This window comes from Gilliamella sp. B14384G10 (assembly GCF_016101685.1).
Classification (GTDB): domain Bacteria; phylum Pseudomonadota; class Gammaproteobacteria; order Enterobacterales; family Orbaceae; genus Gilliamella; species Gilliamella apis_A.
The window spans coordinates 95,214-117,797 of record NZ_JACFQA010000002.1; the positions used below are offsets into that span (position 1 = coordinate 95,214).

21 protein-coding genes are annotated in these 22,584 nt (G+C 34.8%); 18 read left to right on the forward strand and 3 right to left on the reverse strand.

The genetic code is table 11. From position 1 onward, the window contains the following. The first annotated feature begins 21 nt into the window (after nt 1-21). The 12 genes from H3T54_RS04685 (at nt 22) to edd (ending at nt 12,816) form a co-directional block, all read left to right on the forward strand. Nucleotides 22-1,158, forward strand: coding sequence for an HlyD family secretion protein (locus H3T54_RS04685; protein WP_198221215.1), 1,137 nt, complete (start codon nt 22-24; stop codon nt 1,156-1,158). After that, nucleotides 1,155-2,315, forward strand: coding sequence for an ABC transporter permease (locus H3T54_RS04690; protein ID WP_198221217.1), 1,161 nt, complete (start codon nt 1,155-1,157; stop codon nt 2,313-2,315). Before H3T54_RS04685 ends, H3T54_RS04690 begins: the two co-directional genes overlap by 4 nt. Before the next feature lie 402 nt (nt 2,316-2,717). Next, nucleotides 2,718-3,500 carry a transcriptional repressor AgaR gene (gene agaR, locus H3T54_RS04695; protein WP_086362644.1) on the forward strand — a complete coding sequence of 261 codons (783 nt, stop codon included), beginning with the start codon at nt 2,718-2,720 and terminating at the stop codon, nt 3,498-3,500. A 41-nt stretch (nt 3,501-3,541) separates the two neighbouring features. Continuing rightward, nucleotides 3,542-4,708, forward strand: coding sequence for an SIS domain-containing protein (locus H3T54_RS04700; RefSeq protein ID WP_198221219.1), 1,167 nt, complete (start codon nt 3,542-3,544; stop codon nt 4,706-4,708). 44 nt (nt 4,709-4,752) lie between these two features. Beyond that, nucleotides 4,753-5,241, forward strand: a complete 489-nt coding sequence (agaV, locus tag H3T54_RS04705) for a PTS N-acetylgalactosamine transporter subunit IIB (RefSeq protein ID WP_086362646.1) — start codon at nt 4,753-4,755, stop codon at nt 5,239-5,241. Nucleotides 5,242-5,257: 16 nt separating this feature from the next. Then, the gene (gene agaW / locus H3T54_RS04710; RefSeq protein ID WP_086362647.1) at nt 5,258-6,040 is read left to right on the forward strand and encodes a PTS N-acetylgalactosamine transporter subunit IIC; all 783 of its coding nucleotides are present in this window, start codon (nt 5,258-5,260) and stop codon (nt 6,038-6,040) included. Further along, entirely contained in the window at nt 6,030-6,926 is an 897-nt protein-coding gene (locus H3T54_RS04715) for a PTS system mannose/fructose/sorbose family transporter subunit IID (RefSeq protein WP_110446982.1), read from the forward strand. The genes agaW and H3T54_RS04715 overlap by 11 nt, the downstream gene beginning before the upstream one ends. Nucleotides 6,927-6,934: 8 nt before the next feature. Continuing rightward, complete coding sequence (gene agaF, locus H3T54_RS04720) at nt 6,935-7,372, forward strand: PTS galactosamine/N-acetylgalactosamine transporter subunit IIA (protein ID WP_198201668.1); 438 nt, start codon at nt 6,935-6,937, stop codon at nt 7,370-7,372. Next, the gene (gene nagA, locus H3T54_RS04725; protein WP_198221221.1) at nt 7,362-8,522 is read left to right on the forward strand and encodes an N-acetylglucosamine-6-phosphate deacetylase; all 1,161 of its coding nucleotides are present in this window, start codon (nt 7,362-7,364) and stop codon (nt 8,520-8,522) included. Before agaF ends, nagA begins: the two co-directional genes overlap by 11 nt. A 228-nt stretch (nt 8,523-8,750) precedes the next feature. After that, nucleotides 8,751-10,004: a bifunctional glucose-1-phosphatase/inositol phosphatase gene (gene agp, locus H3T54_RS04730; RefSeq protein ID WP_198221223.1), complete on the forward strand. Its 1,254-nt coding sequence runs from the start codon at nt 8,751-8,753 to the stop codon at nt 10,002-10,004. Between the two features lie 435 nt (nt 10,005-10,439). Continuing rightward, nucleotides 10,440-10,970, forward strand: a complete 531-nt coding sequence (locus tag H3T54_RS04735) for a gluconokinase, GntK/IdnK-type (RefSeq protein ID WP_198221225.1) — start codon at nt 10,440-10,442, stop codon at nt 10,968-10,970. Between the two features lie 40 nt (nt 10,971-11,010). Then, entirely contained in the window at nt 11,011-12,816 is a 1,806-nt protein-coding gene (edd, locus tag H3T54_RS04740; RefSeq protein ID WP_198221227.1) for a phosphogluconate dehydratase, read from the forward strand. A 105-nt stretch (nt 12,817-12,921) separates the two neighbouring features. Here the strand turns inward: edd and H3T54_RS04745 are convergent, their stop codons facing one another. After that, entirely contained in the window at nt 12,922-14,646 is a 1,725-nt protein-coding gene (locus H3T54_RS04745) for a thiamine pyrophosphate-dependent enzyme (RefSeq protein ID WP_198221229.1), read from the reverse strand. 258 nt (nt 14,647-14,904) lie between these two features. Here H3T54_RS04745 and H3T54_RS04750 point away from each other — a divergent pair, with 258 nt between their 5' ends. The 3 genes from H3T54_RS04750 (at nt 14,905) to fmt (ending at nt 18,291) form a co-directional block, all read left to right on the forward strand. Further along, a complete protein-coding gene (locus H3T54_RS04750) occupies nt 14,905-16,773 on the forward strand; it encodes an SLC13 family permease (RefSeq protein ID WP_110446978.1) in 1,869 nt (622 codons plus the stop codon). An 86-nt stretch (nt 16,774-16,859) separates the two neighbouring features. After that, the gene (locus H3T54_RS04755) at nt 16,860-17,201 is read left to right on the forward strand and encodes a hypothetical protein (protein WP_110446977.1); all 342 of its coding nucleotides are present in this window, start codon (nt 16,860-16,862) and stop codon (nt 17,199-17,201) included. 124 nt (nt 17,202-17,325) lie between these two features. After that, on the forward strand, nt 17,326-18,291 hold the full coding sequence (gene fmt / locus H3T54_RS04760; protein WP_198221232.1) for a methionyl-tRNA formyltransferase: 966 nt from the start codon (nt 17,326-17,328) through the stop codon (nt 18,289-18,291). A gap of 37 nt (nt 18,292-18,328) precedes the next feature. Here the strand turns inward: fmt and tehB are convergent, their stop codons facing one another. Next, the gene (tehB, locus tag H3T54_RS04765; RefSeq protein ID WP_198221234.1) at nt 18,329-19,189 is read right to left on the reverse strand and encodes an SAM-dependent methyltransferase TehB; all 861 of its coding nucleotides are present in this window, start codon (nt 19,187-19,189) and stop codon (nt 18,329-18,331) included. Nucleotides 19,190-19,379: 190 nt separating this feature from the next. Between tehB and fabI the strand changes: the two genes are divergently transcribed. Beyond that, the gene (gene fabI / locus H3T54_RS04770; RefSeq protein ID WP_086362662.1) at nt 19,380-20,168 is read left to right on the forward strand and encodes an enoyl-ACP reductase FabI; all 789 of its coding nucleotides are present in this window, start codon (nt 19,380-19,382) and stop codon (nt 20,166-20,168) included. Nucleotides 20,169-20,598: 430 nt separating this feature from the next. Here fabI and ppnP read toward each other — a convergent pair whose 3' ends face one another. Continuing rightward, nucleotides 20,599-20,889, reverse strand: a complete 291-nt coding sequence (gene ppnP, locus H3T54_RS04775; protein WP_034902339.1) for a pyrimidine/purine nucleoside phosphorylase — start codon at nt 20,887-20,889, stop codon at nt 20,599-20,601. Nucleotides 20,890-21,163: 274 nt separating this feature from the next. Between ppnP and slyD the strand changes: the two genes are divergently transcribed. After that, complete coding sequence (slyD, locus tag H3T54_RS04780; RefSeq protein WP_034902343.1) at nt 21,164-21,736, forward strand: peptidylprolyl isomerase; 573 nt, start codon at nt 21,164-21,166, stop codon at nt 21,734-21,736. Nucleotides 21,737-21,902: 166 nt separating this feature from the next. Next, on the forward strand, nt 21,903-22,574 hold the full coding sequence (gene radC, locus H3T54_RS04785) for a DNA repair protein RadC (RefSeq protein ID WP_034902346.1): 672 nt from the start codon (nt 21,903-21,905) through the stop codon (nt 22,572-22,574). The last annotated feature ends 10 nt before the right edge of the window (nt 22,575-22,584 follow it).

The following is a 22,584-nucleotide window of genomic DNA, read 5'->3' on the forward strand; positions in this document are numbered from 1 at the left end:
TATACTTAGCTGACTAAATAAATGAAAAATAAATTAAACTTAGATTTACCAAAAAACATTAAAATTCCTGCTATATTTTTATTGCTACTTCTATTTGGATCTACATTAATTTGTCTTGGTTCAAGAAATGATGCAGTAACTGTTGCTAAAAGTATCAAATCAGGGGTATTAACCGCTGATGAAATCAATGTTGCCTTTCAAAATGTAGGTGGAAAAGTGATTAAACGCTTTGTCCAAGAATCACAATTCGTTAAAAAAGGCGACCCATTAATGCAACTTGAAGATATTGATACCAAGCTATCAATTGATCGCTTGCAAGCACTAGTTGATAGTCAAACTGCTGCGGTTAATCAAGAACAAGCAGCAATCGAAATCACTGAAAATGAAATCAATCTTAATGAGTTATCAACTTGGCGAAAAATTGAGGAAGTTAAAGCTAATCTTGAAGCGGCAAGGTCTGCTCGTGATCTAGCTAATACTGAATTTCAACGCCATACTCAATTAAGAAAAACGGGCGGTACCTCTCAATCACAACTTGACGCTGCACGAAATGTCTACATTAGTACAAAAATGCAAGTGGTACAGATTGAAAGCCAATTATCAACCTTAATGATTGGAGCAACTCAAGACCAAATTAACCAGTTTGAACAAACTAGAAATGCTACGGGTATGACATTGCAATCGATCACTATTGATCGACAAAAACTGCAAAATCGTCAAAATCAGCTTGCTCAGATTAAAGCGCAATTAGCACAAGCTCAAGCTGATTTAAAACAATTACAAGTCAATTACGATCGACTAACATTAGTTGCGCCAGAAGATGGCAAAGTACTAAAACTGATGTTTGAAGATGGTGAGATGGCACCTGCTGGAGCTCCAGCTGTATTATTAGAAACTAATCGCAAATATGTCGATATTTATGTTAATGAAAAAATGGTCAATGATTATCAACCAGGCACAAAGGTAAAGGCGAATGTTATTGCATTAGATAAAACCGTAAAAGGCACCGTTCGATTTGCAACTGCTGCGCCATCATTTGCTGACTTACGCATGACTCGAGAACGTGGACAGGCCGATTTAACATCTTACCAAGTCAGAATTTATATGGAATCTATTCCACAACTATTAACCGGTATGACAATTGAGGTTGATCAATGATGCGACAAAACATCATTAAATCTATGCTTGAAGAGCTTGATGCTATGTTATCAGGCCACTTCATTCCTTATTATAAAGTGTGCTTAGGTTTAGCAGCCATCGTATCACTTATTTTTTCAATTGTTCTGAGTCATGGTTCAGTTTTTGAAGGAAAAATCGCCGTTATTGATCTAGATGGTTCTAATTATTCAACTGAATTAATCAGTAAGGTAAATACGTCACCATTTATTGAAATAACAGAAGTGATTCGATCGCCAATTAATCCAATTACCTTGGTTTCACATGATCGTAATTTAGGCGTTTTATATATCCCTAAAGGGTTAGAAAAATCGCTAAAAAAAGGTGATCAGACGGTTAAATTAGGTTATTTTGCTGATGACTCAAATGATGCCCAAAATGCTAAAGTAATGCAAAGCCTTAATGAAATTATCCCTGAATCAGGTGCAGAATTAAGTGTTGGTAAAGTCGCAGCATTAGGACTAGGTCGAGAAGCAACAGAAGCGACCTTATCACCAATGCAATTAAAAACGAGAACCATGTTTAATCCGGCTAGTTCATCAACAATATCCACTATTATCTATTTTGTTTACTTCTTTTCATCATTAACTTATGGATTAACCTCATTAATGATTATTGGTCGATTAAAAACCATGGGGATGTGGAATACAGTAATTGAACGAGGTTTTTTACCATTATTAGCCAGAACAGTGCCTTATGCCCTATTTTATACCACTGCTTTAACCTTGATTACAGCAATATTGGTAATATTCGGTCAACTACGTTTTGATGGTAACTATTTTACTTTCGTACCAAGCATTTTTATGACTGGTTTAGCTTTTGGTTGGTTAGGTTTACTACTATCTTGGAAAACTAACCATCCCGGCGAAGGAGCAAGTAAAATGATTTTCCTTGTTCCTCCCGGCTTTATTATGGGCGGTTCAACCATGGCAGTAGGCATTATGCCAATATGGGCCTTTTATGTTAGTCATGCCTTTCCATTAGTTTGGTTATTTCGCTTCTTCCGTGACATAGGTATACGCGGACGTTCATTTGTCGATATGTTATCAACATATGGTATCTTCATTATCTATTTAACCGTTATTGCTTTTGCCGTGATGATGTTTGTTAAGCGCAGTAAAAATAGCCAACCAGAATGAAAAAATAACCACAATTAAGTTATTGAAACACCAATCGGTGTTTCAATATCTATATCAACCTCTATATTCTCTTAGTTATAATTTTTGATTAACAATCTTATAATCAATGAAATTTACAAATTTGTGACATAGATCACTCTAAACAATGAAAGCGGATATTTTTTTATTGTTTAGCTGTCTTTCTTTTATATGATTTCTCTTTTAAGTTAAAAATTTGAAAAATAACATTAATATTCTTTTTACTGCTTATCTTTCACATTGAAAGCTTTCGTTTTATTTTAAATGGAAATAATATTTCAATTTTTTCTTACCTAACCAATTTTGTGACCTATCTATCATTTTTCGATCCCTTATCTATGTTTAAATTTAATAAAGAAACGAAAGTCAAATGAGTGGTAGAAAATGAATAAAGAAATAATCAATACTTTACAACGTAGAGAAAAAATTATTCATTTACTTGATACAGAGAATACCGTATCAGTTAACAAATTAAGTAAATTATTTAAAGTATCAAGCGTTACCATCCGAAACGATTTAAGACACCTTGAAGAAAAAGGTTGTATATTGCGCTGTTATGGTGGAGCAATGTTAAATAAATCCTTTGCTTTAGATAAACCATTATTAGACAAAAGCCGTATCAATTCGAACATTAAAAATAAAATTGCTCAGCAAGCAGCTGAAATGGTTAATGATGGAGACCGAATCATTCTCGATTCAGGATCGACAACAGCAGCTATGGTTCCCTATTTACGTAACAAAAAAAACTTAATTGTTTTTACTAATGCAGTAAATATTGCCTATGAATTATCAAATAATAATGACATAGAAGTAATTATTGCTGGAGGGAACATCAGAACAAAAGCTTACTCTATTTCCGGCCCTACAGTAGAACAACAATTAAGAATGTACCATTTTGACAAGCTTTTTTTAGGTGTTGATGGTTTTGATCTAAATGCTGGCATTACTACACCAAATTTCGGTGAAGCTAATGTCAACAAGGTAATGTGTCAAGTTTCAGAGCAAATTATCGCAATGACTGACTCAACAAAGTTCGGTCGTAAAAGTTTCTGTACGATTGAAAAAATTAATCTAATTAACACTATCATTACTGACACAAAAATTCCACAGGATTATCTAGAACAATTACATCAACTAGGAATAAATGTAGTCATTGTAGATTATTAAACTTTATAAATTTATTGGAATGATTAAAAAGGATATAGATTATGCAAAAATATTTGAATTATTCGTTAGATTGGTTAGAACAACACGGCGCTCAACATACTGCGAAAGAGATTTGTCAGCAACCACAAATTTGGCGAAATTTATTACAAATCATTTCACAACAGCAAAGTCAATTACAATCATTTTTACAACCTTTACTTTCCGATCCAAACTTAGAAATAATATTGACAGGTGCTGGCTCGTCCGCTTTTGGCGGTGTAGCTCTGGCACCATGGCTAAGAGAACAGACTCATCGTAACGTTCACGCTTATGCGACAACAGAGATTGTCACTAATCCTCAGCAATATTTATCACCAAATAAAAAAACGTTAATTGTCTCATTTGCGCGATCAGGAAATAGTCCAGAAAGTGTTGCTGCAGTCAAATTAGCAGATCAAATAGTTTCTGACTGCTACCATCTGTTTTTAACCTGTAACCCAACCTGTGCATTAACAGAATATACGGCAAAAGAAAACAATCCTAAGCGTATTTTTCATCTAGTCATGCCTGAAGGAACACATGACTTAAGTTTTGCAATGACGTCAAGTATAAGTAGTATGATGCTTGCCACACTTCTACTTCTAGACAAGCTTGATCTTGAAAAAGCACACAATGCTGTAATGGAAATTGCTAGTATTTGTGACGACAAACTATCAAGCTGGCAATCAATAACTAAACAATTAGCTAGTAAAGAACATGATCGCGTTATCTATGTTGGTAGTAGCTGCTTCACAGGTATTGCACAAGAATCTGCCTTAAAAATTTTAGAACTAACCGCCGGTAAAGTAGCAACCCGCTTTGATTCAATATTAGGACTACGTCATGGCCCAAAATTTATGGTTGATACAAAAAGTTTAGTTGTCTGTTTTTTCTCAAGCGAGCCATATGTTCACCAATACGATATTGACCTATTTAATGAGCTTGTTCATGACAAAATTGCATCCGACGTCATAGCACTGACAAGTCAAGAGAGTATAGATCAACAAATATTATCGGTAGATTGTAAACTCCCTGATTGTTGGTTGATTTTTCCTTATCTAGTTTTCGCACAAATGTTAGCGTTTGAAAAATCACTTCATCTTGGACTGACTCCAGATAACCCTTGTCCAACCGGAGAAGTTAATCGAGTAGTAAAAGGCGTTAATATTTATCCATTTAATAAAAACTAATTACCTGAATCTGTTAAACAAATAAACAAAAGGACTTAATAGCAATGAGCACACCTAATATTCTTATGACACGTATAGACAATCGTTTAGTTCATGGTCAAGTTGGCGTAACTTGGGTTAATGCACTTGGTGCGAATCTATTATTAGTCGCCAATGACAGTGCTTCGCAAGATCCAGTCCAACAAAATCTAATGGACATGGTTATTGCTGAAGGCATTCAAACTCGTTATTTTACCTTACAAAAAACTATCGACATTATTGGCAAAGCCGCTGAAAGACAAAAAATTTTTATTGTCTGTAAAACACCACAAGATGTATTAACCCTCGTTAAAGGTGGCGTACCAATCAAATTTGTCAATGTGGGTAATATGCATTTTTCTGAAGGTAAAAAACAAATTCATAAAACAGTTTCTGTCGATGAATCAGATATCGCAGCATTTAAAGAACTTGAACAATTAGGTGTAACTTGCGAAATCCGCCGAGTACCTGATGAAGCTGGCGAAAAAATAGCGGATTTAATCAATCTATCTTAACTTGAGGGAGCATACTATGTTAATGGATGCATTATTAATTGGACTTCTAGCCGGTATAGCTGGCGTAGATTTATTTGATGGCCTGACTCATTTACACAGACCTATCGTAATAGGGCCGTTAGTTGGATTAATTTTAGGCGATGTTACAACCGGTTTATATGTTGGAGGATCATTAGAACTGGTATGGATGGGAATGGTACCGCTAGCAGGAGCACAACCACCTAATGTGGTTATCGGTGGTGTAATTGGTACCAGTTTTGCAATCTTAACTCATGCAGATCCTAAAGTTGCAATAGGTATTGCCGTACCATTTGCTATTGCAGTACAAGGATGTATCACTATTTTATTCACCATATACTCACCAATGATGCATAAATGTGATCGCTTCGTTGATCAACTCAATTTTAAAGGAATTGAATGGGTTAACTATCTTGGCATGATTATTCTTTTTTGTTTCTATTTTATTGTTGCTTTCTTACCTATCTACTTTGGTGCTGACGCAGCAACAGCACTAGTTAAAAAATCACCGCAATGGTTGCTTGATGGACTTAGTGTTGCTGGTGGTATGATGCCGGCCATCGGTTTTGCAATGTTAATGAAAATTATGATGAAGAAAACCTATATTGCTTATTTCATTTTAGGTTTTCTTGGTGTGACTTTCCTTAATTTACCAATTTTAGCGATTGCATTAGGCGCTCTAGCTATAGCAATGATTGATTTCTTTAATTATGGCCGTGAAAACAACGATAGTAACAAGCCAGTAAGCTCAGATTCAATGGAGGTGGAAGATGGAATTTAATAACGATCACGATAAAAAAATGGCCGAGAAAGAAGCAAAACGTATGGAACAAGCATTAGCGACAAGCAAAGCCACAGCCGATACTTTTTATGATCAAAGCCAAGATGTAACACTAACCAAAGGTGATATTAACCGAATGGCGTTTCGTTCCCTTGCTTTACAAGCGTCATTCAACTATGAACGTATGCAAGCAGGAGGTTGGCTTTATACTATCTTACCAGCATTACGTAAAATACATAAAAACCAAGATGATCTTAAAAATTCGATGCATATGCATATGGAATTTATTAATGTCCATCCTTTTGACGCCACTTTCCTTTCAGGATTAGTTCTTGCCATGGAAAAAGGCAAAGAAAATATTTCAACTATACGCGCGGTGAAAGTCGCGTTAATGGGACCTTTAGGTGGAATAGGAGACGCATTATTTTGGTTAACGTTACTGCCAATATGCGCTGGAATTGGTGCATCATTAGCCTTAGAAGGTAGTTTTTTTGGGCCAATAATTTTCCTACTAATGTTTAATATTGTACATTTTGGCTTACGTTTTGGTTTAGCTCATTATGGCTATCATGCTGGTACCAGTGCTTTACCTTTATTAAAAACGCATACTAAACGTATCTCACATGCTGCATCTATAATCGGTATGACAGTAATAGGAGCATTAGTTGCCTCATATGTACATTTATCTACACCATTAGAAATAAATGCAGGACAGGCTCATGTTGCGCTTCAAGCTGATGTATTAGATAAATTGATGCCAAATATATTACCACTTGGCTTTACGTTAATTGTTTATAGTTTGATGAAACGTAATTTCTCACCAGTAAAACTAATTGGTTTAACCGTTATTATTGGTGTTGTAGGTAAATTAGTCGGATTTTTATAGAGGGAATTATGTTAGGAATAATATTAACCGGCCACGGTAGCTTTGCTACCGGGCTTTACGAAGCCGCCACACAAATTATTGGTAAACAACCACAATTTACGGCTATAAATTTTCCTGATGGTATGAGTAGCGAACAATTAGAGGAACAATTGCACCAAGCATTTCAGGAAACTAATTGTGGTGACGGCGTTTTATTTTTAACTGATATTGTCGGTGGTTCACCATTTCGATTAGCGGCGGTCCTAAGTTATCAACACAAAAATATTGAAGTAATTAGCGGTGTTAATATGCCACTGTTACTTGAAATTTTGTTACTGCGTGAAAATTTAGATATCACAACCATTCGTCAAGAAACTATTGAAAATGGTAGACAAACAATAACTAGCTTATGGCATGAACATCAAAAACAATCAACTATTGATAAGGAATGTTCTGATGGAATTTAAACAAATTTGTGCTCAAAAGGTTTTAACACCTGTTGGTTGGATTGATAATGCAATTATCACTATTAATAATGGAAAAATTATTGATATTCAGCCTAATGATAGACCTTGTACGAACCAAATAAAACTGTTACCAGCGCTCATAGATACTCATATTCATGGTGTTATGGGCGCTGACACTATGGATGCTACTCATGAATCATTAAATACCATAAGCTGTTTTTTAGCAAAACACGGAGTGGGTGCTTTTTTAGCGACAACAGTAACTGAAAGTTATGAAAAGATTGAAGCAGCATTAATACAAGTCAAAAACAGTATAAAAAAAGGCGTTTCAGGCGCAACAATATTAGGTTCGTATTTAGAAGGACCTTTTTTTAGTGATATACATAAGGGCGCTCATCCTGAAGAGTTTCTATGCGCACCGGATCGAGCAATAATTGAAAAATGGTTATCATTGGCTGAAGGGACATTAAAATGCATTGCTCTAGCACCAGAATACCCAAATGCCCTCGCTATTATCAAATGGCTAAATGAACAAAATATCCGTGTTATGTTAGGTCATACTAATGCCGACTATCAAACAATTAAAGATGCAATATTAGCTGGTGCCAGCGGCGTGGTACATTGCTATAACGGTATGTCCGGATTACATCATAGACAACCAGGAGTTGTTGGTGCAGCATTAAGTATCGATAACTGTCAAACCGAAATTATCGCCGATGGACACCATGTTCATCCAGCTGCGATTAACATCGCCCATAAATGTTGTGGAAAAAATCTGTTACTAATTACTGATGCGATGCAAGCAACGGGAATGCCAAATGGCGATTATTATCTAGGTAAATTACAAGTACATATGCAAGATGGTGTTGTTCGGACTAACAATGGTGGTTTAGCTGGTAGCACATTGACCCTTGAGAATGCGGTAACTAATTTTGCTGATTATACTAATATGCCTTTCGAACAAGCTTGGTTGCATGGTAGTTATTATCCAGCTAAAGCATTAGGAATTGACGATATTTTAGGTAGTATTGCACCTAACAAATTAGCCAATTTAGTATTATTAAATGATGATAATCAAATTGTTGCAACCATTATAAACGGTAATGTTGTTTATCAAACATCAGCTGATCTTAGCAATATTTTGATTTAAAAATCTATACACTTTTTTAACAAAATTAAGAGGCATAAAGGTTAATCGTGTAGACGTTTATATGTCTATTAAATCTATTTTCTTTCCTCTTATTATATTAGGATCGATAAGTAATATAGAGTAAAAATATACTATTTAATTGAAGTAATTATTGGTGTTTACCTCCTACTTATCACAAGCAATATCATGGTGATCTTATCTCCTCGAACGTTACTTAAGAGGTTATTTATGCGAAAATTAAAATTAATATTAGGCCTATCTTTTGCTTTATCTTTCTCAACACAAGCATTAGAAACAATAGATAATTATACATTAGAACAAGTGGTGGTTTTCAGCCGTCATGGATTGCGAGCTCCATTAGCTAGCCCAAATAGTACTTTAGGTAAAGTAACTCCTAATCAATGGCCACAATGGGATACACCTGCTAGTTATTTAACTACCCGAGGTGGAGTATTAGAAAGTTATTTTGGACATTATTTTAGTGAATGGTTAGTTGATAATAAATTATTAAGCGAAAATACATGTCCAACAGAAAAAGAAGTATATATTTATACTAATAGCTTACAACGAACTATCGCAACTGGTCAGTACTTTGCGGTTGGCGCTTTTCCTGGTTGCATTGTTCCAATTGTTCATAAAGAAAAATTAGGGACTATGGATCCTACATTCTTTCCTGTAATTAAAGATGATAGCCCAACATTTAAAGAGTCTGCCATTGCATCAATCAATCAAATTGCTGATGCAAATGGTATTGAAGGATTAAATAAAAAATTGGATAACGCCTATAATGACATGTCCAAAATAATCAATTATGCAAATTCGGCAAATTGTCTAAATGATAAACAATGTGATTTTACTGCGTTACCAACCAAACTCATTATTGAAAAAGGCAAAGAACCCGGTATAACAGGCCCGCTTCGTACTGGAACATCAATTGCGGATGCCTTTATATTACAATATTACGAAGGGGCACCATTAACAGATATAGCCTGGGGTAAAATAAAGAATAACGAGCAGTTTGAGAAATTAGTCGCTATCAAAGAAAATTATAATACCGTATTATTTGGTTCGCCTGTTGTAGCCAAACAAATCGCAGCCAATTTAGTTAATTATATCAATCAAACATTTTCAGAAAAAAACAACAAAAGCAAATTTACGTTTTTAGTCGGCCATGACTCAAATGTTGCATCACTATTTTCCGCCATAAAAATTAAGTCGTATACACTGGCAAATCAATTTGAAACTACGCCAATTGGTGGAAAAGTTGTATTTCAAAAATGGCGCGATAACAAGACTGGTGAAGCATTAATGAAAATTGAATATTTTTATCAGTCAACCGATCAAATTCGTAATTTGACCCAATTAAATAGGAAAACTCCTCCGCAAAAAATTGTATTAGAAATGGAAAATTGTCCAATTAATAAAGATGGTTTTTGTTCATTTTCTGCATTTAAACAAATCATGAATGATATTACTAAATAATGCTTGATATATTGATTGTATGCTTAGGTTTTTAGGCATACAATCAAAAAGTTATTAATTAATCGTTATATTAGTAATTTATACTTAAATCATGACTTATCAAAGTCGACACACTATCTAAAAAGTTTACCACAACTTTAATAATTAATTTAATCAACATAGATGTAACATTTTGATTATAAAAATTATTTTCAAATCGTTAACTAGCAACTAGTTTCATATCTACAAGCCCCAGTACATTCACTTTAACTTGGTTGCAAAAAATGGCTATAAATAATAGCGAAAACAACAAAACAAAGAAAAATAGCTACATGAATATTTTTTGATCGCAAATAAAAATATGATCTAGGTCACAAAAGAAACTTTTTTATATTGCAATAAAAGATTATAGTGACAAAATGTTACCCGTAACAGAATGGTTTAGAGAATAAGCTAATGACCGAAAAAAAGAAAAATATTTTCATTTTTATGGGAGTATCTGGGAGTGGTAAATCAGTTGTTGCTAAACAAATTGCCGATAACCTAAATGCGGCTTTTTTAGATGGCGACTTTCTACATCCCAAAGCCAATATATTAAAAATGCGTAGTGGTATTCCGCTAAATGATGAAGATAGGCTGCCGTGGTTAAATCTAATTAGTAACGCCGCATTTGCGATGAGTAACGTCAATGATGTTTCGATCATAATTTGTTCCGCATTAAAACAACAATATCGAGATATTATTCGTGGCGAAAATGAAAATATTCACTTTATTTACCTAAAAGGAAGTTTTGCGGTTATTGAACAGCGTCTAGCTGAACGTAAAGGACATTACCAAAAATCTGGCATGTTACAGTCACAATTTGACACCTTAGAAGAACCTACTGCCGATGAAAAAGATGTCTATGCCATCAATATTGAACAATCGCTAATTGATGTTATTAATGAAACTATGCAGGTTATTAATTCAATATGTAATTGTGAATAAATTTATAACAATAAAAAATAAAAAGATCGGAGAGGTTAATGTGAATTCCACTATTTTAGCTGTAACTCAGCGAATTATTAATCGTTCTAAAGCATCACGTGAGGCTTATTTACAAAAAATAGAACAAGCTATGTTAAAAAAAGTCACTCGTGCAAGTTTACCTTGTAGCAACTTAGCACATGGCTTTGCTGCTTGTTGTTTGGATGATAAAAATGATCTTAAAAATATACTAAAAAGTAATATCGGCATTATCAGTTCTTATAATGACATGTTATCTGCACATAAACCTTATGAATATTACCCCGAACAAATTCGCAAAGTATTACATGAAATAGGTGCTGTTGGTCAAATGGCCGGTGGCGTACCCGCCATGTGTGATGGAGTAACACAAGGTGAACCAGGGATGGAAATTTCCCTCATGAGCCGAGATGTCATTGCAATGTCAGTTGCTGTTGGCTTGTCGCATAATATGTTTGATGGTGCTCTTTATCTTGGCGTTTGCGATAAAATTTTACCAGGGTTATTTATTGGCGCTCTATCTTTTGGGCATTTACCGGCTATCTTTGTCCCTTCAGGACCAATGCCTTCAGGCCTATCGAATAAAGAAAAAGTCCGTATTCGCCAACTTTATTCAGAAGGAAAAGCATCACGTGAAGATCTATTAGAATCTGAATCTGCATCATACCATTCTAGCGGAACCTGTACTTTCTATGGTACCGCGAATAGTAACCAAATGGTCATTGAATTAATGGGTTTACATTTACCTGGCGCAGCCTTTGTACATCCAGAAACAGCATTACGTTACGAATTAACAAATGCAGCAGCAAAACAGATTACGCGCTTAACAAACCAATCAGGTAATTATATGCCTGTCGGTAAAATGGTTGATGAAAAAGTCATTGTTAATGGCTTAGTTGCTCTATTAGCAACAGGTGGGTCAACCAACCTAACCATGCATATTGTTGCTATGGCTAAAGCTGCTGGTATTATTATTAATTGGGATGATATTTCTGATTTATCAACTGTTGTACCGCTACTTAGTCGAATATACCCAAATGGACCAGCTGATATCAATTATTTCCAAGCGGCTGGTGGAACGTCATTACTAGTAAGAGAATTATTAGCTGGAGGCTTATTACATGAAGATGTTGAAACAGTTGTGGGGCGTGGATTAAGCCGTTATACCAAAGAACCAATTTTAGAAAATGGCAAACTCATCTTCCGTGAAGGCCCAACCAAATCTTTAGATGAAAATGTGATTGCTTCAATTAAAAAACCTTTCAATTCCCATGGTGGACTAAAGGTCATGTCGGGCAATTTAGGTCGAGCCATAATGAAAACGTCTGCTGTTACTGCTGAGCATCAAATTATTGAAGCACCTGCAGTAGTTTTTAACAGTCAATATGATTTAGATGCAGAGTATAAAGCTGGCAATCTCAATAAAGATTGTGTTGTAGTTGTACGTTATCAAGGTCCAAAAGCAATCGGTATGCCTGAACTGCATAAATTAATAACACCATTGGGTGTGTTACAAGATCGCGGTTATAAAGTTGCCTTATTAACTGATGGCCGCTTATCTGGCGCCTCAGGTAAAGTACCAGCGGCAATTCATGTCACCCCTGAAGCTTATGCTGGAGGATTATTGAGCAAAGTACAACAAGGTGACATGATTCGAGTCAACGGTCAAACTGGCGAAATCACATTATTGGTCGACGAAGCTGAACTAGCAATGCGACAAGCAGAACCAATCGATCTAACTGATTCACATCAAGGTTTTGGTCGAGAACTTTATTCGGTTATTAGAGAGAATCTTACTTCAGCGGAAGAAGGCGCCGTTAGCTTTTAATTCAACTTATCTGCCGCTATATGCGGCAGATATCGTTAAAGTTAGGCTAAAAAACCCCTTTCCTCAAAATTTTTTTAGATAATACTTAATTGTTAACTTAATGATTTATTTTTTAACAAAATTATCAATTAACAAATTAACCACATCTTTCATTTTGCCATGTAATGATGCTTTTACACTATAAAGCGCCATTCCCATCACTTGTGAACTATGTATTTCTGGCGGCATGACTAATTCATACTCACTAGTTTTAACATCTAATAAAGCTGGACCAGGATGAGCTAAGAATGATTGTACAGCCACTTCTAGCAAATCGGAATTATCAACTCTAATTGAATACAAACCCATTGCATTGGCAACTTTTGCAAAGTCAGGATTTTTTAAATCTGTATAGTGATCGACAAGCCCTTCCGATTTTTGCTCTAATTCAACAAAATTAAGTGAACTATTATTTAGAACGATAACTTTGATGGGTAGATCCTCCTGAATTGTGGTCAATAAATCACCTAACAGCATACTAATACCTCCATCCCCTGATAAGGTAATAACTTGACGATGAGGAAAGGCCTTTTGCACACCCAATGCTTGTGGCATCGCATTGGCCATAGTGCCGTGTTTTAGACTAATAACGGTACGTCTTTTACCATTGGTTGAAAAATGGCGACATGCCCAAACCATTGCCGAACCAACATCAGCACACAGTACTGCATCATCATTAGCATACTTATCAATCAATTCGGTTAAATATTGCGGGTGAATGACGGTTTTTGATGGTATCGCTTTTTTATTTAATTTATCGATTGCTTTAGTGTGTAACTCACGGCATTTATCTAAAAATGTCGTATCTGTTTTTTCATCAACTAGTGGTAATAAGGCCGCCAAAGTTGGTTTGCTAGCCCCGACTACACCAATCTCTACACTATGACGGTGACCAAGATGAGTAGCATCAATATCGACCTGAATAATTATTGCATTATCTGGATAAAACTGAGACCATGCAAAATCAACACCCAACATTAAAAGTACATCACACTCTTTAATAGCCGTGGTACCTGATTCCATACCAAACATCCCCGTCATACCAACATTATAAGGGTTATCATATTCAACAAAATCTTTAGCTCTTGATGTATGGACTATCGGTGATTTTAATTTATTGGCTAGAGCAACTAACTCATCATGAGCATCTGACACTCCATGCCCAGCAAAAATTGTCACTCTACTATTTTTATTTAAAATTTCAGAAATTTTAGCCAATTCATCATCAGATGGACGAATTATTGGTTTGGGATGATAGATTTTGTGTCCACTGTTATCCTCAACTTTGGTTAAACTAATATTGTAAGGAATAACTAAAACAGCAACCCCACGCTGATTAATCGCAGTTTGAACCGCAGCAGTTGTAATTCGTCTTGCTTGGGTTGGGTCAGTAATTTGCTGACAAAAAACAGAACAGTTTTTATAAACAGCCTCAAAGTCAACTTCTTGCGGAAAGTCCGTTCCCTGTTGAGAAGTAACCAACTGACTAGCCAATAAAATAAGCGGTACTTTATTTCGTTGTGCTTCATAAATACCATTAATAAAATGTAAACTTCCCGGTCCACAAGAACCAGCACATGCAGTTATTTGATCGGTCAAATAGGCTTCAGCGCCAGCAGCAAAAGCACCAACTTCTTCATGACGAACATGTACCCACTCAATATCATCACTTTTTTTAATAGCAGAAGTAATCTGATTTAACGTATCGCCAACAATACCATAACAATGTTTCACACCGGCTTGAGCTAAAACATCAACAATAATCTGTGCAACTGATTTTTTTGATGACATATGGTCTCCTCAACATGGTTTAGATTTAAACAATTCAAATTGACTAACTTACATCTAGTTTTATGAATACGAATAGTCGAAAAATAAAACAGCAGAAAATGTTAAAAATGTCATAATGGTAAAGGATTGCCGCAATAATCTTTATTTGAAGATATTCCCTATTACAATGAATCAAGGTATTATGTCGAAAATCTACTCAATACTATAGAGCTACTTTTTGTGGAACATTTGTCATCTGGACATAGTTTTGTATCATCAATGTCGGCTTTTTTGCCTAATTATATAATCGAATATTATCCTCTTATTACTGTTTGTTTATTACTTTTTATTGCTATTTTACTGTTTTCATTCAGTAAATTAAGAATGGATATTATTGCACTTCTCATTATAACTGCAATCACCGTTACCGGTGTCTTAACACCAGCTGAAGCACTTTCAGGATTTAGCGATCCAAACATTATTTTAATCGCATTACTATTTGTTATTGGAGAAAGCTTAGTAAGAACCGGTATCTCTTACAAAATGAGTGAATACATATTAAAAGCCGCCGGTCAAAATGATATACGTATTATAACATTTATTATGTTAGGTGTAGCATTATTAGGATCGGTGATGAGCTCAACAGGCGTGGTGGCGATATTTATTCCTGTAGCGATTAGCATTGCCAATCATACCGGTATACATGTTAAAAAATTAATGATGCCGCTATGTATTGCTGCGCTAATTAGTGGCATGATGACCCTTGTTGCTACCGCACCAAACCTAGTAGTGAATAGTGAACTGAGTCGAGCAACTTTAACTGAATTTGGTTTCTTTTCTATTACGCCAATAGGTATAGGGGTATTAATTGTCGGTGTTATTTATTGTGTACTAACTCGCAATTGGTTACTGACAGCCGACCAAATCACACCAACCAATAGTCAACCACAAAGACGCAAAATTACCGACCTAATTAGAGATTATAGATTAATTGGTCGAGCGCATCGAGCACAAATTCTTGCTGGCTCTCCTTTTGTTGGTCGAACTATTGACGGTTTACATTTACGTAGTGAGCACGGGGTAAATGTTATTGGTATCGAGCGTTGGCGAAAGTTTCAAAAAGTCCTCATTCCGGTTAACGGATCTACCGAATTTAGAGAAAACGATATTCTTTTGTTGGATATGTCACATTCCGAAGCTGATTATCGTACATTTTTAACGACCAATAATCTTGAACCGAAAATTCTACGTGGTGAATATTTTTCTGAACAAGTAAAAGAAGTTGGTATGGCCGAGGTAGCATTACTACCAGAATCATCATTATGTGGTAAAACGCTTAATGAGATAGATTTTAGAAGTAAATATTTTTTAACCGTGATTGGTATTTGGCGAAATCATGCTCCTGTTGAGACAAATAACTTATTCCAAGAACGCTTAGAAATGAGTGATACGTTATTAGTTTGCGGTGATTGGGGTTCAATCCAAAAACTTCAAACTCGTACTAGTGATTTTGTAGTGTTAGATTATCCTTCAGATATTGATGATGTTGCCCCCGCTAGCTCGCAAGCTTATGTGGCACTATTTAATCTAGCCTTGATGATAATTTTAATGGTTACAGGAATTGTTCCAAATGTGGTTGCAGCACTTATTGCCTGCCTATTAATGGGAGCAACTCGTTGTATCGATATGGCTAATGCCTATAAGTCAATTCATTGGCCAACATTAATTCTTATTATTGGTATGATGCCTTTCGCAGTAGCTTTAAATAAAACGGGAGGAATTTCATTAATCTCGGAATGGCTTGAAATTCATTTACGATCGTTTGGTCCTTATATGGTGTTAACCTTTATCTTTTTATTGTGTTCCACAGTTGGACTATTTATTTCAAATACCGCAACAGCAATTTTGATTGCACCAATTGCGATTGATTTAGCCATAAAATTTGGCTATTCGCCTTATCCATTTGCTATGACAGTGGCGATTGCAACATCAGCTTCATTTATTACACCTGTTTCATCACCAGTTAAAACAATGGTAGTGGCTCCAGGAGGATATAGCTTTAGTGATTTTGTTAAAATTGGCCTACCATTAACTTTTCTAGTGATGGCCGTTGATATAGCATTAGTGCCAATTTTCTTCCCATTCTAAGTAAAAAAATATTTATTAAACTATATTTTATGGTTACTATAAAGTGTCTGGATGACCAGCTAATTTAAGGAATAAGGTTTTAGAAAATGAGTAATGCTCAACAATTTTTAATGTTTATAGGTATAATGTCATGTATTATTTTAATTTTTTGCACATTTATTTATCTATTAATGAAATTATACATGTTCGTAGTAAAATCAACAATAAAGAATAGTAAGCTGACAGATGAAAGATTAACCAAAATGTACAATAATATGAAGGTTAGCAAGGATAATAAATCAAAACTTATTATCCTTGCAATTGTCACCGGCATATTTTGTGGTGGCGTTTTTGGTGGAATTTTTTATTATTTTTTATACAAAAAAATCTTCTCCAACACCTACGAACTTTACAAACAAGGCATGATTGAACGTAACTTACCGCTATAACTCAGTCAATACTTTTATACAATCCAAAAGTGATAGATATTAAAAACTCATTTTTGTGGTTGCAGATTCTTAATTTAATTTAAAGTATAATATCCATAATATTTTGATTATGGATATATTGCACATGTTACAAGCCACTAAACCCTTAAATATTATTTTTGCAGGCACACCTGATTTTGCTGCCACACATTTAAAAGCTTTAATTGACTCAAACCATAATGTCATCGCCGTCTTCAGTCAACCAGATAGACCCGCAGGTCGAGGAAATAAGTTAACGGCAAGCCCTGTAAAACAATTAGCAATCGAAAACAATCTTCCCATTTATCAACCAACCACACTCAAAACCGTAGAAAATCAGCACGTCATTGCCAATCTTAATGCCGATATTATGATTGTGGTTGCTTATGGATTAATTTTACCTCAAGCAGTACTTGATATGCCAAAACTTGGATGTTTAAATGTCCATGGTTCTTTATTGCCTAAATGGCGAGGTGCAGCACCAATTCAGCGTGCGTGTTGGGCTGGAGATAGTGAAACAGGTATCACCATTATGCAAATGGATGCCGGACTTGATACTGGTGATATGCTTTATAAGTTAGCATGCCCAATTGAACCGTCTGACACCAGTGCAACACTATATGAAAAGTTAGCTAAATTAGGGCCACAAGCATTACTTGAGACACTAACACTGATTAATCAAGGAAAAATTAAACCAGAAAAGCAACAACAATCACAAGCCACTTATGCAGAAAAATTATCTAAACAAGAGGCTAAATTAGATTGGAATTTATCAGCAATACAACTGGAACGATGTGTGCGAGCATTTAACCCTTGGCCAGTTAGTTACTTTGAAGTAAATGGTGAACCTATAAAAGTTTGGCAAGCTCAAGTTATGGCAACTCAACATAATCAACCCGTTGGCACCATTTTACAGGCGGATAAGAAAGGAATTTGTATTGCCACAAGTGATGGATCATTAAACATGACAATATTACAACCAGCAGGTAAAAAACCAATGTCCGCCCAAGACCTACTAAATTCTCGTAAATCTTGGTTTGAAGTGGGAAAAATACTAGGTAGTAATCAATAGTCAAAAACAAAATATTACAGGATGATATCCTGTAATATTATCGTTTTTTTGCTAGTAAAGTCGCAAAACGAAGTTTTATCCGGTTACCATTAATATCCGTCTTGTGCAATTCGCCAACATCTTCATTATATTTTAGAATATCCCAATCTTGATAATAATTACGTAATTCATTCTCTTTAAACGTAAATGAAAACCCGACTGAACAAGGAAAATCGTCTGTTGACATGGCACATACAATTAAATTATAACCGCCCGTTTTGGTTATAGTTTGCATATTATCAATAATATCAGGAATTCGATCTGGTTGTAGAAACATCATTACAACTGTTGAAATAATTAAATCGTAATTACCTTTAAGATTAGCTTGGTTTATATCATAAATAGATGCCTTGATATGAGATAGATCATCATTGGCAATAATTTGTTGTAAATTACTGATACTCATCTCCGATTTGTCAACAGCATCAACATCAAAGCCAAGTAGTTGCAAAAAAAGTGAATTACGACCAGAACCACACCCTAAATCTAAAGCTTTTCCTGCTTGAATAATTTGACAAACATCTAACACATCAGAATGCGTTTTCGTCATTTGATATTTTTTCTGGGTATAATCTTCAGGTTGACAATAAAAAGCCAGTTGACACTGTAGATCATCAGATACATGCGCAATTCGATGCCATTGTTGAGGCAAAATAAATGGAGGTTGATGATCAACATCGAAAATATGTTGAGAGATAATATCTCCCTGTTCGGTTAACATATCAAAATTCACATAACCTTTAATAATGTTTAATTTCGCCCATGTACCTATTTGTGTATTATGCTTTTCGCGAAACAAAGTTGGTAAAGTATTAACATCCCAAATAGGTAACGTTTTATAACAAACTAAATTTTTCATCACAATACCATTAATAAAATCACCAAATACTTGACTATTATAGTCAACTATTAACCAAAACAACAACTTTTTTAGCAATAAACTTAACAAGGATTCAGGAAAAATAAATTTATAGTAGCGAAGTTAACTATATCAACATATAATCATCAGCATTCTAGACTATATAGTAAAAATATTAGAGGAATAATTTATGGGATTTTTAACAGGTAAACGCATTCTGGTTACCGGCGTTGCAAGCAACCGTTCTATCGCTTATGGTATTGCAAAAGCAATGCATCGAGAAGGCGCAGAATTGGCCTTTACTTATCAAAGCGAGAAATTAAAAAGCCGTGTTGAAGAGTTTGCTGCTGATTTTAATTCTAATATCGTTTTACCTTGTGATGTTGCACATGATGACAGCATCACATCATTATTTACTGAGCTAGCAAAAACATGGGACAAATTTGATGGTTTTGTACATGCTATTGCGTTTGCGCCAGGAGATCAATTAGATGGTGATTATGTTAATGCGGTAACTCGAGAAGGTTTTGCTATTGCCCACGATATCAGCTCTTATAGCTTTGTAGCTATGGCTAAAGCTTGTCGTTCAATGCTTAATCCTGATTCAGCATTAGTTACTCTTTCTTATCTAGGTGCTGAACGTGCAATTCCTAACTATAATGTTATGGGCCTTGCCAAAGCATCTTTAGAAGCAAATGTACGTTATATGGCAAATGCAATGGGACCTGAAGGTATACGTGTAAATGCGATTTCAGCTGGTCCTATTCGTACTTTAGCTGCATCAGGTATTAAAGATTTTAAAAAGATGTTATCACATTGTGAATCAGTTACCCCTATTCGTCGTACAGTAACCATCGAAGATGTGGGTAATTCAGCAGCATTCTTATGTTCAAACCTATCTTCAGGTATTACCGGTGAAGTTATTCATGTAGATGGTGGGTTTAGTATCGCCGCTATGAATGAATTAGAACTTAAATAATATAACCTTAAATGTAAATAAGGTGCCAGAATGAATAACTGACACCTTATTTTTTTAATTTATCACCGTGATATTTTTTATCTTAACCTCTAGATAATCAAACTTTTGTATAGAGTAAATTGATATTGCTGTCTAATTCAAAAACATAAAATTGTTACTAATCCATTTTATTTGTAAATTCTTGCTATATCAGCTAATCTAAATTAAAAGCTCAGTATCTTAATTCTAAAAATTATCTATCACTTTTTAACAATTAAAATACAATAATGATGATTTAATAATCATTAAGTCTATTTTATAGAACCTTAAAAATCTAATAAATTATCATTACCCAAATAACATATGATCAAATTTTACAATAGAATATAAATCGTAATGTAGAATCCAATGGTTAATTTAATAATATTATTTTTAACACATTGATGCATCTTTATTTTGCGAGATAACGACACAAATAAGCTGTTGGTTCTGATACCTGAACATCGAATTTACTTTCTTTAGCAATATGAAAAACTTGGCCAGCTTCAAATATTTGCCAATCATTTGCTGTAGGCAATAACACTTTAAGTGAACCGGTTATGACGGTCATTTCTTCTGGATTATCAGTATTAAAAATATATTCACCTGGTAACATCACACCAACAGAGACTTTACCGGTAGAACCATTTTCAAAGCCGATAGATTTTACTTTCCCTTCAAAATAATCATTAACTTTCAACATAAAATCCCCCTTTCCTCACTATTTTTAGTCATTAGCAATAATTTAATATTAGCTACAATAAAATACTGTGTAAAATTCACACTATCAGCTTAATTGATTTCAACTAGCTATCCAACTATTATTTACCAATTAAAATTGGTCTCTTGAAACAAAAGTACTTCAAAAAATAAAACATTAGCAAAACTTGTTAAAATACGAAAAAATAGCATACAGATGGATTTTTTTCCGTTAAAATCTAACACTATTTGCTCAGTAACAGTTTGTTGGAGAAAACATGAAAATAGCAAAAAACACAGTGGTAAGTTTAGCATATCAAGTTCGTACTAAAGATGGTGTTTTAGTTGATGAAGCAACAACAGTTGCACCACTCGAATATCTACACGGTGCAGGAAACTTATTACAAGATCTTGAAAATTCCTTAGAAGGCCATCAAGTTGGTGATAAATTTGACGTTGAACTGGTTAATCCTTATGGTGATTTTAATGATGCACTAGTACAAAATGTGCCACGAGACGTTTTTGTTGGTGTTGACGAACTTGAAGTCGGTATGCGTTTTTTTGCTGACACTGATCAAGGCTCTTTACCTGTTGAAATTACTGCAATTGATGGCGATAGTGTAACTATCGATGGCAATCATATGCTGGCAGGCCAAGATCTAAATTTTAATGTCGAAGTATTGGCAATTCGTGAAGCGACACCAGATGAAATATCACATGGACATATTCATGGTGCACACGGTCACGATCACGGGCATGGTGGCTGCGGTTGTGGCGGACATGATCATGATGAAGATGAAGAAGAAAGTGGTTGTTGTGGCGGTGGTCACGGCGGATGTGGCTGTCATTAATTTTCGAATAAATAACCAGTTAAAAAGCGCTAATAAGCGCTTTTTTTATTTGCTGTAAAAATAATTTCATTACTGCGAGCTAGTTCACAACGTTATATATCTCTACTTATTATTTTTCACAAGATAGCTAATAATCGCATTTTGTGTGAATAACAAGAATCCAATTATGTCAGAAAAAAAAACGACTTTAATGCCTCGAGAAAAACTATTACTATTTGGTGTCGAAACACTATCTGATGCGGAATTACTCGCTCTTTTCTTACGCACAGGTATACGTAATTTACCTGTCCTAGATTTATCGCAAAAATTATTAAATGAATTTGGCTCATTTTATCATTTAATAAATGCTAGCCACGACGAATTTTGTAAAAAGCAAGGTCTTGGAACTGCAAAATATACTCAGTTAAAAGCGGTTGTTGAACTTTCTAATCGTTATTTGAAAGTTAAAATTAGCCATGAAAATTACTTAACATCGCCAAGCTTAACCCATCATTACCTAGCTAGTCGCTTAATGGATAAAGATCGTGAAATTTTTATGGTGATATTTTTGGACAATCAGCATCATGTCATTACTTCTGAAGAGATGTTTGTTGGAACCTATAATTGTGTAGAGGTTCATCCGAGAGAAGTAGCTAGGCGGGCATTACAACATAATGCAGCAGCATTAATTTTAGCTCATAATCATCCATCAGGATTGGCTGAACCAAGTCAAGCTGACCGGATATTAACAAAGAAAATTGAACAAGTTTGTGAATTAATAGATGTTCGCATTGTTGATCACCTTGTGATTGGTAAGGGAGAGTACGTTTCTTTTGCAGAACGAGGATGGATTTTATAATTACTTTTAC